General features: G+C 67.5%; 13 protein-coding genes and 2 pseudogenes. 13 read left to right on the plus strand and 2 right to left on the minus strand.

Annotated features, from left to right (window positions below):
- Window positions 1-6 precede the first annotated feature (6 nt).
- From P4826_RS15620 to P4826_RS15635, 4 genes are all read left to right on the plus strand, one after another.
- Window positions 7-1,569: an RNA-directed DNA polymerase gene (locus P4826_RS15620; RefSeq protein ID WP_317701281.1), complete on the plus strand. Its 1,563-nt coding sequence runs from the start codon at window positions 7-9 to the stop codon at window positions 1,567-1,569.
- A complete protein-coding gene (locus P4826_RS15625; protein ID WP_317701282.1) occupies window positions 1,566-2,957 on the plus strand; it encodes an IPTL-CTERM sorting domain-containing protein in 1,392 nt (463 codons plus the stop codon). The genes P4826_RS15620 and P4826_RS15625 overlap by 4 nt, the downstream gene beginning before the upstream one ends.
- 73 nt (window positions 2,958-3,030) lie before the next feature.
- Window positions 3,031-3,270 (plus strand): hypothetical protein, encoded by a 240-nt coding sequence (locus P4826_RS15630; RefSeq protein ID WP_317701283.1) that lies wholly within the window; start codon window positions 3,031-3,033, stop codon window positions 3,268-3,270.
- Between the two features lie 134 nt (window positions 3,271-3,404).
- On the plus strand, window positions 3,405-3,761 hold the full coding sequence (locus P4826_RS15635) for an IPTL-CTERM sorting domain-containing protein (RefSeq protein WP_317701284.1): 357 nt from the start codon (window positions 3,405-3,407) through the stop codon (window positions 3,759-3,761).
- Between the two features lie 445 nt (window positions 3,762-4,206).
- On the opposite strand, the pseudogene P4826_RS15640 reads toward P4826_RS15635, so the two are convergent.
- A pseudogene (locus tag P4826_RS15640) lies at window positions 4,207-5,750 on the minus strand (transposase).
- A 235-nt stretch (window positions 5,751-5,985) separates the two neighbouring features.
- Here P4826_RS15640 and P4826_RS15645 point away from each other — a divergent pair.
- The 8 genes and pseudogenes from P4826_RS15645 to P4826_RS15680 all read left to right on the plus strand — a co-directional run.
- Window positions 5,986-6,105 (plus strand): annotated as a pseudogene (locus P4826_RS15645) (formate/nitrite transporter family protein); the annotation flags it as partial.
- A 104-nt stretch (window positions 6,106-6,209) separates the two neighbouring features.
- Complete coding sequence (gene glyQ, locus P4826_RS15650; RefSeq protein ID WP_317701285.1) at window positions 6,210-7,148, plus strand: glycine--tRNA ligase subunit alpha; 939 nt, start codon at window positions 6,210-6,212, stop codon at window positions 7,146-7,148.
- Window positions 7,149-7,287: 139 nt separating this feature from the next.
- On the plus strand, window positions 7,288-9,408 hold the full coding sequence (glyS, locus tag P4826_RS15655; RefSeq protein WP_317701286.1) for a glycine--tRNA ligase subunit beta: 2,121 nt from the start codon (window positions 7,288-7,290) through the stop codon (window positions 9,406-9,408).
- Window positions 9,408-10,010, plus strand: a complete 603-nt coding sequence (locus P4826_RS15660) for a hypothetical protein (RefSeq protein ID WP_317701287.1) — start codon at window positions 9,408-9,410, stop codon at window positions 10,008-10,010. The genes glyS and P4826_RS15660 overlap by 1 nt, the downstream gene beginning before the upstream one ends.
- A 13-nt stretch (window positions 10,011-10,023) precedes the next feature.
- The gene (gene gmhB, locus P4826_RS15665) at window positions 10,024-10,584 is read left to right on the plus strand and encodes a D-glycero-beta-D-manno-heptose 1,7-bisphosphate 7-phosphatase (RefSeq protein WP_317701288.1); all 561 of its coding nucleotides are present in this window, start codon (window positions 10,024-10,026) and stop codon (window positions 10,582-10,584) included.
- 90 nt (window positions 10,585-10,674) lie between these two features.
- Window positions 10,675-11,427 (plus strand): lysophospholipid acyltransferase family protein, encoded by a 753-nt coding sequence (locus tag P4826_RS15670; RefSeq protein ID WP_317701289.1) that lies wholly within the window; start codon window positions 10,675-10,677, stop codon window positions 11,425-11,427.
- Window positions 11,424-12,239, plus strand: coding sequence for a M48 family metallopeptidase (locus P4826_RS15675; protein ID WP_317703773.1), 816 nt, complete (start codon window positions 11,424-11,426; stop codon window positions 12,237-12,239). The genes P4826_RS15670 and P4826_RS15675 overlap by 4 nt, the downstream gene beginning before the upstream one ends.
- An 11-nt stretch (window positions 12,240-12,250) precedes the next feature.
- The gene (locus tag P4826_RS15680; protein WP_317701290.1) at window positions 12,251-12,676 is read left to right on the plus strand and encodes a rhodanese-like domain-containing protein; all 426 of its coding nucleotides are present in this window, start codon (window positions 12,251-12,253) and stop codon (window positions 12,674-12,676) included.
- Between the two features lie 301 nt (window positions 12,677-12,977).
- On the opposite strand, the gene lysM is transcribed toward P4826_RS15680, so the two are convergent.
- Entirely contained in the window at window positions 12,978-13,466 is a 489-nt protein-coding gene (gene lysM / locus P4826_RS15685; protein ID WP_317701291.1) for a peptidoglycan-binding protein LysM, read from the minus strand.
- 140 nt (window positions 13,467-13,606) lie between these two features.
- Here lysM and P4826_RS15690 point away from each other — a divergent pair, with 140 nt between their 5' ends.
- The gene (locus tag P4826_RS15690; RefSeq protein WP_317701292.1) at window positions 13,607-14,383 is read left to right on the plus strand and encodes a type III pantothenate kinase; all 777 of its coding nucleotides are present in this window, start codon (window positions 13,607-13,609) and stop codon (window positions 14,381-14,383) included.

Consider the following 14,383-nt stretch of genomic DNA (forward strand, 5'->3'; position numbering starts at 1 on the left):
CATCCCGTGCCCACTGCATTGCCAGTTTTCGGCTTTGCCGCACTGCACCAGGCCTGGCAAGCCTGTCGGCGCGGCAAGCAGGGCACACGCAAGGCCCAGCGCTATGGTCTGCACTTGTTGGACAACCTGGTGCAGACCAGCGTCGCCTTGCAAACGCACGCCTGGCACCCATCCCCCGCAACCCGTTTCGTCACCCTGCACCCCAAGCCGCGTGAAATTCTGGCCGCCGACTTTGGCGACCGCGTGGTGCACCACCTGCTGGTGCCCTGGCTGGAGCGCCTGTATGAACCCGTGTTCATTGCAGACAGCTTTGCCAACCGCAAGGGCAAGGGCACGCACGCCGCCGTGCGGCGCCTGCAGGCGTTTGCCCGCAGCCAGCAGGCGCTGGCCAGTGGGCAGGGCGCGGGGCATTACCTGCAGCTCGATATTGCCAACTTCTTCAACAGCATCCAGCGCCGCACCTTGTTCGGCTTGTTGCAAGCCCGCGTGCAGCGCGACCTGCGCCGCCCGACTTCGCACGCCCGCCACTGCCCGCCGGATGAGGCCGCGCACATGCTCTGGCTGGCCCGCCAACTGCTCACCGGCAACCCGGCACTGGGCGCACGCTACCAGGGCCGGGTGCAAGACCTGCTGCGCGTGCCAGCGCACAAGCAGCTCATCCACGCCGCGCCCGAAATCGGCCTGCCCATAGGCAACCTCACCAGCCAGTTCTTTGCCAACGTCTATCTCAACGAGTTGGACCAGTTCATCAAGCACCAGCTCAAGGTGCGCCACTATGTGCGCTATGTGGATGATTTTGTGCTGCTGCACCACTGCCCGCAGCAACTGGCGCAGTGGCGCAGCGCCATCACGGCCTTCTTGCACCAGCGCCTGGGCCTGGCCCTGCGCGACGCCGGGCGGCTGGCCCCGGTGGCCAATGGCATCGACTTTCTGGGCTACATCGTGCGCCCGCATTACCTGCTGGTGCGCCGCCGCGTGCTGGGCCATCTGCATGGCAAGCTTGCGCAAATCCGCCAGCACTGGCAGCGCGGCGATGGCAGCCTGCACTGCACGGCGCAGCAGGCCGACCAGTTGCACGCCATGCTGGCGTCGTACTGGGGCCATATACGACATGCGCACAGCCACCGCACACGCGCCCAGGTGCTGGCCCGCCACCCCTGGCTGGCGCACTGGCTGCGGCAACGCCCCGACGGCGCCTTGCAGCGCGTGGATGGCCCCGCCCAGGCCCCCACGCTGGCACGCCAGTGGCGCTGGTTTGCCCGCCGCTACCCTGGCCATGCCCTGTTGGTGCAGGTAGGCAGCCGGTGGGAGTGCAGCGCCCTGGCGGGCTTGCCGCCCAGCACCCGCCGCCCCGGCCTGCCACCCACCCACAGCCTGCACCCGCGTGATCTGCCCGCGCTGCAGCGCCGCCTGAGCGCCGCTGGCCAGCCCTGGCTGGCGGTGGCTGAAGCCGGCCACCAGCACAGCGGCCGCAAGCGCCGCCAGTTGTGCGCCATCGGGCCTGCCAGCGCCCTTGCAGGCACGCATCCCCTCACATCCACCCCCTGCACTCCAGGAGCCATGTCATGAAATTTCCACCCCTGCTTGCCCTGTCCCTGGGTCTGTCCGCAGGCGCAGCCCAGGCCGTGACCTGCCAGGACAACATCCCGGCCAGCAACCCCGACAGCGCCTACACCGTGCATGGCGACCAAACCGTCACCGACCCCCGCACCGGCCTGATGTGGAAGCAATGCCTGGAGGGGCAAAGCTGGAGCGGCAGCGCCTGCACCGGGACGGTCACGCCCATGAACTGGGTCACGGCCCTGAGCACGGCTGAAGCGGCCAGCTTTGCCGGTCACAGCGATTGGCGCCTGCCCAACCTGAAGGAGCTGCGCAGCCTGGTGGAGGAATGCCGCACCGTACCCAGCATCAACGACACGGTTTTCCCGGGAACGCCGTCTTCGGACGTCTGGTCGGGTTCGCCCAATGCCAACGGTTCGAACAGCGCGTGGTACGTGGATTTCAACGATGGCTACGCCAACAGCTTCAACCGCAGCTACAGCTTCCTCGTTCGCTTGGTGCGCGCGGGACAGTCTTTGGCCCCTTTGCCGGCGCTGAGCGCCGTGGCGCTTTCGGGCACGCCCACCGGCAACGGCGCGGCCTTTGTGGGTACCAGCGACAAGACCGGCACAGGTTACTGGCTGGTGGTGCCCAGCGGCAGCCAGGTGCCGACGTCCGCGCAGGTCAAGGCCGGGGTGGCCTACGGCGGCGTGACGCCTGCAGCCCACGGCAGCGGCGCGATGGCGGCGGGCACGCCCGCCAGCTTTGCCGCCAGCGGCCTGAGCGCGGCGACCGGCTATGACTTTTATCTGGTGGCCGAGGCTGCGGGGCAGTTGAGCGCGCCCGTGCAGCGGGTGGCCTTTGCCACCGCCACCGCCGCCACCCTGCCGGAAGGGCCGCAGACAGGCCAGCCGATGCAGGTGGTGGCGCTGCCCTCGGCGGGTGGCTGGCATCTGGATGCGGCCACCACGCAAACCCTGGCCAGCCTGGGCGCGCCCCTGCCGCCGGGCCTCGCCGCGCCGCAGGGCGTCGTGACTCTGAGCCTGAGCGGCGGCACGGCGGGCACGGCAGCCACCGTGGTGCTGACCTACCCGCAGCCCTTGCCTGCGGGTACGGTGTATTACAAGTACGGCAAGACCGCAGTCAATCCCACCAACCACTGGTACTCGTTCAGCAGCGGCGCGGCCATCAGCGGCAACACCATCACGCTGACGCTGACCGATGGTGCCGATGGCGATGACGACTTGGCGGCCAACGGTTCCATCAGCGACCCCGGTGGCCCGGTGGTGCCCTTGGGTGCACCCATGGGGGCGGCGTCGATTCCCACACTCTCCGAATGGGCGCTGTGGCTGCTTTCGGCCTTGACCGGCCTGCTGGCGCTCGCCTGGCTGCGCGGGCGCAAGGCTGCTGGCGCCTGAGCCGCGAAGGTCTTTGCACAGTGATTGCGCGTGGCGTGTTCTCGCTGATTTCAGCATGGAGTAGACTGAAATCATGGAAAACGTTGAAAACTTGATCCTCGAACACCTGAAACGGTTTCAGGCCGGGCAAGACCGCATCGAGCACAAACTGGATGAAGTCATCGCCAGGGTCGGGCATATCGAGCTGGGCCTGGCAGGCGTGCGCCGGGACCTGGCCCATGCTGACGAGGGATCGGCCAGCACGGGCGTTCGCGTGGATCGCTTGGCAGAGCGCATCGAACGGATAGAACGGCGCCTTGAAATCGAAGGCTGAACGACCCGCAAAAAACCGCCGCAAGGCGGTTTTTCATTGGGTCTCAGCGCACCGGCACGCTGAAGTAGCGCTCGGGCCAGGGCTCGTTCATCAGCGTGGCATGGCGTGATGAACCTGAAGCTCATCGACGCGCCGTGGGTACCGGTGCCATCGTGGTGCTGACTTGTCTCCAGCTCCTGCCCGCGGGCACGGTGTATTACAAGTACGGCAAGATGGCGGGCAACCCCACGGCGCATTGGTATCCGTTCGCTGGTGCGACCATCAGCGGCAGCACCATCACGTTGACGCTCACCGACGGTGCCGATGGCGACGACGATTTGCAGCAGAACAGCGCCATCACCGATCCGGGTGGCCCGGTGATGCCCATGGGCGTACCCGTGGGGGCGGCGTCGATTCCCACGCTGTCCGAATGGGCGCTGCTGCTGCTCTCGACCTTGACCGGCCTGTTCGCGCTCGCCTGGCTGCGCGGGCGCAAGGTTGCTGGTGCCTGAGGGCCGGGCGCCTTCGCGGCATAAGAGCTGTGAACGCGCCCTCATGGTAATAGCTGGCGGCGCTTTCCCATCAAGCGTTTGTCGGTGATTTGCATTGAAAATTCATGGGTATCTGTCCATCAGCGCGCCCTTGGTCGGGGCAGCCGCTCACTGCGGTTTTTCCTTCGGCAGTAGACTAGGAGCGTGGGCGTTTCACCAAGGGATCATGATGGTCAGTCTCATGGAAGAACTCAGTTCGCAAGCTCGAACGCTGTACGGATAGGAAATTCAACCGCATGAGGCCAAGTATGGCGCGAGTTTTGGGCCTCGAAACACGTTCGGCCAAGGAAGGTTGAGCGCTCGCTTGCCGCTCAATGGCAAGAGCTTGGGAGGCAGTATGCATTTGGGCCTGGCGCGCGCGCAGCTGCTTCCCCGCAGCGATGGATACCGCCGCTTCACTGGGTCACTAATTGACGCGCTGGTCTACCTCGTCGGGTTGAGCTGCCAGATCCCAATCCGGCTCGCCTTGCGCACCATCATCCACCGGCGCGTCGCAGCCCTCCCACAGCGGTGGCCCGCGTGCCGGGGTGATGTGCGGGGGGGCAGACTCCACCCCGATGTGGTTCAGGATGTGGCGGATTTCGGCGCTGTGGGTGATGAAGGCAATGATGCGCATCTGCCCACCGCACATGGGGCACAGCAGTGGAAATGCCTCGTAGATGCGGGCAATCAGCACCGCCCACAAGTAATGCGCCGCTCGCTTCGGGCGTGCTTCAGGTTCGGGTGTGGGTGTGGCCGCGTTGCCCGGCGCCGCCACCCCAGGTACGCCCGCGCCAGGTTGTGCAGTCTCCACCGTGGCTGGTTGCGACGCAGCAGGCTGAGCCAGCGCCGTTACCGCCGCTCTCAGCGGCGAGTTTGGTGCCAGCACACCAAAGTAGCGGTGCCGGTGGGTGCGTGGCGGTGGCACCAGCGCGGCGATGCGGTCGATCAGTTCCAGCGGTGTGAGGTGCAGCTCATCTGCCTTGCCACCACGCTTGTCACTGGTGGGCTCGCTGCGCTGTTTGGCACAGCGGTACACCAGTTTGCTTCCCTCTTTGCGTAGGCGCTCCATGGAAAACGGTGGACGCGCGCAATAGCGCAGCAGCCGCTCCAGCGCAGCGCGGTCGTGGGCTTCGATGCAGACACCGGCGTCCACCGAGAAGCCGCTGTGTTTGTAGCCCAGCATGTCTTTGGCGTCACAGTTCTCCAGCAGGCCCCGAGCAACGAAGGCGCGCAGGATGCGTTTTTGCAGGGTGGTCTGCACTGGGGCCACGGTAGCCGCATCGATGCCGGTGGCCGCGTGAAAGATGACACCCGGCGATGAGATTCGAGGGGTCGCATCAGCATCGCCCTCGCCCTCCACTTCCTCAAACACCCCGTCCACCACACAGACGTGGAAGTGGACGTGTTCGTTCAGGCTGGAGCCGAACCTGTGAATGAAGGCCACTGCGCCGATGTGCAGGTTCGCCTTGTCTGCATTGGCCGCGCCAGGGCAATGGGCTTGCAGGCTTTGTGCAATGACACGCAGGAAGATGCGCAGCACCATATTGAGCGTGGCACTGTCGCGCTGCATGTAGTACCGCAGCCGTTTGGGCACGGAGAGCACCCACTGGCGCACCGGCAGGCGGGGAAGACGTGGTCGCTCAGGTGTGCCGCCGTCTCCACCATGCGCCGTGTGGTGCACGAGGGGCAGACACCACGGCCTTTGCAGGAAAAAGCCACGAAGTAGTTGTGCCCGCAGTCGCCGCAGCGAGCGCGGGCAAAGCCATGGGCAAAGATGCCGCACTCCAGATATTTTGCAAACGCCTTGCACACATAGGGCTTGGGTGTGTGGTGATCGCCCTGGCCGTCGAACTGACCCGCGCTGGCCAACTCTAGCCAGGTCTCGTAGTGCTCGGCTACCGTTTGGTACAGCAGCGTGCGTTCGGGGTGGCGCGGGCTGTAGAGCTTGGGGTTTGCAGTGGTTTGCATGAATACTGTACAAATGCACAGTATTCTGCGGCGATTGCTTGGGCACGCAAAGCACAAGGCCCGAACCGTTGCCGGTTCGGGCCTTGTCTGGGTAGCTTGAAGGCGGGTCTATTTGCGCGCAGGCGGCACATCGGTACAGCTGCCATGCGCCACCTCTGCGGCCATGCCGATGCTCTCACCCAGCGTGGGGTGCGGGTGGATGGTCTTGCCGATGTCCACCGCATCAGCTCCCATCTATCTTGTCTGGAACGAAATCCCGGTGGTGCTGGGCAATCTGGTGGGTGGCCTGGCCTTCACCGGCCTGACGCTCTACACCACGCATGCGCGTACCGCGCCGCAGCGGGCGCTGGGCTGAGCCGCTGGAGGAAAGGCCGGGGGGAAGGCCAGCGCTGTTGCAGCGCCTAAAATGACCGGTTCGCGTGCGCCCGGCCGCACGCCCTTACCGAATCGCCCCCAGCCATGCTCACCTTCCAACAAATCATCCTCAAACTGCAAACCTACTGGGCCGACCAGGGTTGCGCGCTTTTGCAGCCCTACGACATGGAAGTCGGCGCCGGTACGTCGCATACAGCTACTTTTTTAAGAGCATTGGGGCCAGAGCCCTGGAAAGCCGCCTACGTGCAGCCCAGCCGCCGGCCCAAGGACGGGCGCTATGGCGACAACCCCAATCGCTTGCAGCACTATTACCAGTACCAGGTGGTGCTTAAGCCCGCGCCGGCCAACATCCTGGAGCTGTACCTGGGCTCGCTCGAAGCGCTGGGCTTTGACCTGAAGAAGAACGACATCCGCTTCGTCGAGGACGACTGGGAGAACCCCACGCTGGGCGCCTGGGGCCTGGGCTGGGAGGTGTGGTTGAACGGCATGGAGGTGACGCAGTTCACCTATTTCCAGCAGGTCGCCGGCATCGACTGCAAGCCCGCCACGGGCGAGATCACCTACGGCCTGGAGCGCCTGGCCATGTACCTGCAGGGCGTGGACAACGTCTACAACCTGACCTGGACGGATGGCCTGACCTATGGCGACGTCTACCACCAGAACGAGGTCGAGCAGTCCACCTACAACTTCGAGCATTCGGATGCCGAGTTTTTGTTCACCGCCTTTGGCGCGCATGAAAAGCAGGCCCAGCATTTGATGGGCGAGCAGCTGGCGCTGCCGGCCTACGAGCAGGTGCTTAAGGCCGCGCACACCTTCAATCTGCTGGATGCACGCGGTGCGATCAGCGTTACCGAGCGCGCCGCCTACATTGGCCGCATCCGCAACCTGGCGCGCGCCGTGGGCAAGAGTTACCTGGACAGCCGCGCGCGCCTGGGTTTCCCCATGGCGCCCAAGGCGCATGCCGATGAGGTGCTGGCGGAGCTGGCCAAGGCGGCCGAGCAGCAGCAGAAAAAAGCGGCTTGAGGAGCAACCACACTCCCTCTCCCCCTTGGGGGAGAGGGCAGGGGTGAGGGGGTGCCAGGGCCCAGCGCCCAGCCCGAGCCCACCCTCACCCCCACCCTCTCCCGCCAGCGGGAGAGGGAGTCAGACAAGATCACACACCATGACCCATTCAAACCTTCTTGTTGAACTCTTCGTCGAAGAACTGCCTCCGAAGGCCCTGCAAAAGCTCGGCGACGCCTTTGCCGGCGTGCTGCGCGAGCAGCTTGCCACCCAGGGCCTGTGCGCGGCCGACGCGCCGCTCACCGCCTACGCCTCGCCGCGCCGCCTGGCCGCGCATATCGGCAACGTGCTGCACCAGGCGCCCGACAAGGCCGTGTCGCAAAAGCTCATGCCCGTGGCCGTGGGTCTGGGCAGCGATGGCTTGCCCACACCGGCGCTGCTCAAGAAACTGGCCGCGCTGGGCGCCGACGCCTCGGTCGTGGCGGGTCTCAAGCGCGTGCATGACGGTAAGGCCGAGCTGCTGTTCTACGAGAGCCAGGCACGCGGCGCCACGCTGGCCCAGGGCCTGCAAAAAGCGCTGGACGAAGCCATTGCTAGGCTGCCCATTCCCAAGGTCATGCGCTACCAGCTGCAGGACGGCTGGAGCAGCGTGAACTTCGTGCGCCCCGCCCATGGCCTGGTGGCGCTGCACGGCAGCGCCGTGGTGCCGGTGACGGTGCTCGGCCTGGCGGTGGGCAACAGCACGCATGGCCACCGCTTCGAGGCGGCCGTGGACCCGGTGGTGATCCACGATGCCGACAGCTACGCCGCGCAGCTCGCCGAGCAGGGCGCGGTGATCGCCAGCTTTGCCGAGCGCCGCGCCGAGATCGCGCGCCAGCTGCAGGCGGCGGCCGACAAGATTGGCGGCGGTGTGCGCCCCATAGCGGACGATGCGCTGCTCGATGAGGTGACAGCCCTGGTCGAGCGCCCCAACGTGCTGGTCTGCCAGTTCGAGACGGAATTCCTCGCCGTGCCGCAGGAATGCCTGATCCTGACCATGAAGGCCAACCAGAAGTACTTTCCGCTGCTGGACGCCTCGGACAAGCTCACGCACCAGTTTCTCATCGTCAGCAACATCCGGCCGCAGGACGCCAGCGCCGTCATCCAGGGCAACGAGCGCGTGGTGCGCCCGCGCCTGGCCGACGCCAAGTTCTTCTTCGACCAGGACCGCAAAAAGACCCTGCAAAGCCGCGTCGCGCAGCTGGCCAAGGTGGTCTACCACAACCAGCTGGGCACCCAGGGCGAGCGCGTGGAGCGCGTCAGGGCCATCGCCCGGGCGATTGCCGCGCGGCTCGGCGGGGCCCAGCTGGCGCAGCAGGCCGACCAGGCGGCGCTGCTGGCCAAGACCGACCTGGTCACCGACATGGTGGGCGAGTTCCCCGAGCTGCAGGGCACCATGGGCCGCTACTACGCCCTGAACGACGGCCTGGACGCGGCGGTGGCCGACGCCATCGAAGACCATTACAAGCCGCGCTTTGCCGGCGATGCGCTGCCGCGCGGCACGGCCGGCGTGGTCGTGGCCCTGGCCGACAAGCTGGAGACCCTGGTCGGCATGTTCGGCATAGGCAACCTGCCCACCGGCGACCGCGACCCCTTCGCGCTGCGCCGCCACGCGCTGGGCGTGATCCGCATGCTGGTCGAGAAGGACTTGCCGCTGGATCTGATCCAACTGGTGGCGCTGGCTCAGGACAAGTTTGGCGACAAACTGAGTGGCGTCGATGCCATTCAAGGATCGTTGCAGCTTGTTGACTTTATCTACGACCGCCTGGCCGGCTCCCTGCGCGAGCAGGGCTACAGCGCCCAGGAGGTGGACGCCGTGCTGGCCCTGCGCCCGCAGCGCCTGGCCCTGGTGCAAAAGCAGCTGGCGGCGGTGCGCGCCTTCTCCGCGCTGCCCGAGGCCCCGGCCCTGGCGGCGGCCAACAAGCGCATCACCAACATCCTGAAGAAGGCCGAGGCGGTGGATGCCCATGTCAACCCCGAGTTGCTGCAGGAGCAGGCCGAGCAGGATCTGTACGCGGCCCTGCAGCGCTTCGTGCCCGAGGCCGACGCGCAGTTTGCCGCCGGCGATTACACCGCCAGCCTGCAGACCCTGGCCGTGCTGCGCGCGCCGGTGGATGCCTTCTTCGATGACGTGATGGTGAATGCCGAGCAGCTGGATCTGCGCCTGAATCGCCAGGGGCTGCTCAAGAGCCTGCACGACGCCATGAACCGCGTCGCCGACCTCTCGCGCCTGGCCGCCTGATGGCCATGGCGCAGGCGGCGGCGCCGGGGGCAGGGCAGCGCGGCGCCTGGCTGCTGTTTGCCCCGCTGGCCGCCTGGGTGGGCCTGCGCTGGGTGCTGCAGTGGCTGCAGGATCGCGCGCCCCAGCCCGCGGCCTGGCCCATCACCCCCTTCGTCGGCACGCAAGATCCCTGGGCCTGGCTGCGCCCGGCGGGCATGGCCATCGCCGCCCTGGCATTGCTGGCCCTGCTGGCACGCGCCTGGGCGCGCCGCCATGGCTGGCGTGCGCCGCTGCGGCTGCTGACGGCCGCCTGGCTGCTGCTGTGGGCGGCGGCCTGCGCGGCGCAGCTGCAATCGTTCTTGAACCTGCGCGCCCTCGTGCCGCAAGCTCCGTTGCAGGCCGAGCTGCTGGGCGCCCATGCCCAGCCGCCGTCGCAGCGCTCGCTGGGCGGCCAGCTGTGGGTGCTGCGCATCGCTGGCGAGGACGCGCCGCAGCAGGTGCTGGTGCCGGACGCCGCCGCCGCCCAGGTGCCGCTGCATGCGCGCCTGAACCTGCGCTGGGCGCGTGGGCGCTGGCATGGACGCTACCTGAGCGGCTGGGATATGCTGCCCGTCCAACCTTGAGAGTGCTGCGGCCATGAAACTCGCCATCCTCGACCGTGACGGAACCCTGAACGCCCTGGGCGACGGCTTCATCGCCTCGGCCGCCGACTGGACGCCCCTGCCCGGCGCGCTGGAGGCCGTGGCGCGGCTGAACCATGGCGGCTGGCATGTGGTGCTGGCCACCAACCAGCCGGGCCTGGGCCGCGGCCTGTTCGACGCCCAGACCCTGGTCGCCATCCACGCCAAGATGCACCGCCAGCTCGCCGCGCTGGGCGGGCGCATAGACGCGGTGTTCTACTGCCCGCACGCCGAGACCGAGGGCTGCAACTGCCGCAAGCCCGCCCCCGGCCTGATGGAGCAGATCCGCGAGCGCTATGGCGCCGATGGCGACGAGATCCTGGTTGTCGGCAGCTGCCCGGCGCATCTGCAGGCCGCCAGCGAGCTGGGCGCGCAGCTGCATATGGTGTGCACCGGCCGCTCGGCCCACCTGGACCCGCTCCAGCCGCTGCCGCCAGGCTGGCCCCCCGGCACTCGCGCCCATGCCAGCCTGGGCGACCTGGTGGACAGCATCGCCACCCAGCCTGCGCCGCCGTGACACATGGCGATGGTCAACTATTAAATCAATAGCTTCTTGCGCTTGTAAACAGGGCGCTGGAGGCCAAGAACACTCCAAAAATATCCGCCCATGGCATTGATTCGCTCCCTCATCCACCTGCTGGTGATGATCGTCACCGTCATCCCCTACACCAGTCTCATCCTGCTGGTGCGGCTGTTTGGCGGCAGCCCGGCGGCGCGTTACCGGGTGGCGCGGGCCTGGCTGGCGCTGTGCGTGGACTCGGCGCGCCCGATTCTCGGCATCCGCACCCGCATCACCGGCATGGAGCACCTGCCGCAAGACCCGGTCCAGGGCGTGGTGCTGCTGGTCAAGCACCAGTCGGCGTTCGAGACTTTCCTGATGCCGGCCATCATGCCCCGCCCCCTGGCCTATGTGTTCAAGAAGGAGCTGCTGCGCATCCCCTTCTTCGGCTGGTCCATCGGCAGCCTGGACATGATCCACATCGACCGCAGCCAGAAGGCGCGCGCCTTCGTGCATGTCATCAAGCGCGGCAAGCAGCTGCTGGGCCAGGGCGTGTGGGTCATCATGTTCCCCGAGGGCACGCGCACGGCGCGCGGCGAAAAGGGCACCTACCAGGCCAGCGGCGCGCGCCTGGCGATCGAGGCCGGCGTGCCCGTCGTGCCCGTGGCCGTCACGTCGGCGCGCTGCTGGCCGCGCAAGGCTTGGGTGAAGACCCCGGGCGTGGTCGATGTCTCCATAGGCCGGCCCATGGCCACGGCCGGGCGCAAGTCCGACGAGCTGATGCGCGAGGTCGAGGACTGGATAGAGTCCGAGATGCGCCGCCTGGACCCCGACGCCTACGCCCCGGCCCGGGACGCCTGACGATGCTGCTGCAAGGCCTGCTCGATCTGCTGGGCGGCGCGGGCGATGCGCCGCCCGCCAAAGCGCCTGCGCCAACCAGGCCAGAGCGGCCGCGCCAGGCGCTGCTGGCCGGGCAGGCGGTGCCCTACAGCCTGCAGCGCGCGCGCCGGCGCTCCATAGGCTTCAGCGTCGGGCCCGACGGTCTGGCGGTGCGCGCGCCCGCCTGGGTCACGCTGGCGGAGGTCGATGCCGCGTTGCAGTCCAAGGCCGACTGGATTGTGCGCAAGCTGGCCGAGCAGCGCCTGCGCCGCGAGCAGCAAGAGGCCACGCGCATCGCCTGGGGCCATGGCGCCCGGCTGCCGTATCTGGGCCAGCCGCTCACCGTGCTGCTGGCCGGCCGCCAGCCGGCGCGCGCCAGCCTGGTGCCGGCACAGGACGGCGCGCATGCGCTGCACCTGCCGCTGGCCCAGGGCACGGCGCCGGCCGAGGTGCGCGCCGCCGTGCAGACCTGGCTGATGCGCGAGGCGCGCCGACGCTTTACCGAGCGGCTCGACCATTTCGCCCCCCTGCTCGGCGTGCACTGGACGCGCCTGCGCCTGTCCAGCGCCGCCACGCGCTGGGGCAGCGCCCGCACCGGCGGCGCCATCAGCCTGAACTGGCGCCTGATGCACTACACGCCGCCCATCATCGACTACGTGGTGGCGCATGAGCTGGCGCACCTGCGCGTCATGGACCACAGCCCGCGTTTCTGGAGCGTGGTGCACAGCGTGCTGCCCAACCATGCCCAGCTGCGGCGCCAGCTGCGCGAGCAGCCGGCGCCGCTGTGGGAATAGGACTGTTGAACATGAACCAAGCCGCAATCGACCAACCCCGGCCCGCCGATGGCTACGCCGGCGACATCAGCCCGCAACTGGCCTGGCAATGGGCCAGCAGCGGCCAGGCGGTGTTGGTGGACGTGCGCTCGGACGCCGAGCGCGACTGGGTGGGCCATGTGCCCGGCGCCCTGGCCGTGGTCTGGAAGCAATGGCCCGGCATGCGCCTGAACATCGACTTCGACGCGCAGCTATGCGCCGCCGTGCCGCCGGGAACCAAGGTCCTGCTGCTGTGCCGCAGCGGCGTGCGCTCCATCGCGGCGGCGCGCCGCGCCACCGAGCTGGGCCTGCAGGCCTACAACATCCTGGAAGGCTTCGAGGGCGACCCCGACGCGAATGGCCAGCGCAACCGCCTGGGCGGCTGGCGCTTTCATGGCCTGCCGTGGCGGCAGGGGTGACGATGGCCCACCCTGCGCCCCCTCTGGCTTTGTGGATGCATACTTTTTTTGATAGCGCACCGCGCAGTGTGATTGCGCCTTGAGGGCTGTTTCTCCCTCTCCCGCGTGCGGGAGAGGGTAGGGGTGAGGGTGCAAAAAACCGGGTGTTGCGCGGCATCACCCCCTCACCCCAACCCTCTCCCCCAAGGGGGCGAGGGGGTTAAAAACCGCGCTAAACAAGCGTTGCTCACCATCAATAAAAACAATAGCTGCCAGCGCTTGATACACAAGCGCTGGCAGCTATTTTGATGCGGAATGAAGCTTAGCGCGCCAATGCCGGAATGCGCAGCTTCTGGCCCGGGTAGATCTTGTCCGGGTGGCTCAGCATGGGCTTGTTGGCCTCGAAGATCACCGGGTATTTGTTGGCGTCGCCATAGAACTTCTTGGCAATCGCGCTCAGCGTGTCGCCGCGCACCACGTCGTGGTACTGGGCCTCGGGCTCGGGGTTGGTGACCGACATCTGGTTGTCCACGCTGGTCACGCTGGCCACGTTGCCGCAGCACAGGGTCACCTTCTCCTTGACGGCCTGTGTGGGGGCCACGCCAGCCACCGTGACCTTGCCCTCGGCGCCGTCGAACGTGACCTGCACATCGCTCACGCCCAGGTTCTGCGCGGCGATGTAGTTGCCAATGGCCTTGCCGGCCTGGGCGTTGAGCTCGGCCGGCGTGGGCGCCGTGGGGCTGGCTGCATGCGCGTCCTTGCCGCCAAACAGCTTTTCACCGGCTTCCTTGATGAATGTGAACAGGCCCATGTTTCTCTCCTATTGGTTGCAATCAAATCAAGACGGATGAATGTAACGGCAGATGGGCGTATAAACCGCGCTTTGACAATTCTTCGCATTCCGCTGCCTGCAGCGCCGTGCGCCGCAAAACTTTTGGATAATCGCGCCCCATGACATTTCTGGCCATCGACGTGGGCAATTCCCGCCTGAAATGGGCGCTGTACGCGGCGGCGCGGCCCGGCGCCGCGCTGCTCGCCCATGGCGTGGAGTTTCTCGACCACATCGAGCGCCTGGCCGACGGCCAGTGGGCCGATCTGCCCGCGCCCACGCACATGCTCGGCTGCGTGGTGGCGGGTGACGCCGTCAAGCGCCGCGTGGCCGAGCAGATGGACCTGTGGGACGTGCCCGCGCGCTGGGTCGTGCCCTCGGCCGAGGAGGCCGGCGTGGTCAACGGCTACGACCACCCCTCGCGCCTGGGCGCCGATCGCTGGGTGGCCATGATTGGCGCGCGCCACCATCTGCTGGCCCAGGGCCCGGCGCGTCCGCTGGTGCTGGCCATGGTGGGCACGGCGGTGACGGTGGAGGCGCTGGACGCCGAGGGCCGCTTTCTGGGCGGCCTGATCCTGCCCGGCCACGGCATCATGCTGCGTGCGCTGGAGACCGGCACCGCCGGCCTGCATGTGCCCACCGGCGAGGTGCGGCCGTTTCCCACCAACACCAGCGACGCGCTCACCAGCGGCGGCACCTACGCCATCGCCGGCGCCGTGGAGCGCCTGTACCAGCACCTGCGCCAGCATTGCGGCCAGGAGCCCCTGTGCCTGATGACCGGCGGCGCCGGCTGGAAGATGGCGCCCAGCATGGCGCGCCCCTTCGAGCTGGTGGAAAACCTGATCTTCGACGGCCTGCTGGAGATCGGCGCGCGCCGCTTTGCGCCGGCCGCAGCCTGA

The sequence above is a fragment of the Diaphorobacter limosus genome (genome assembly GCF_033100095.1).
GTDB classification, from domain to species: domain Bacteria; phylum Pseudomonadota; class Gammaproteobacteria; order Burkholderiales; family Burkholderiaceae_C; genus Alicycliphilus; species Alicycliphilus limosus.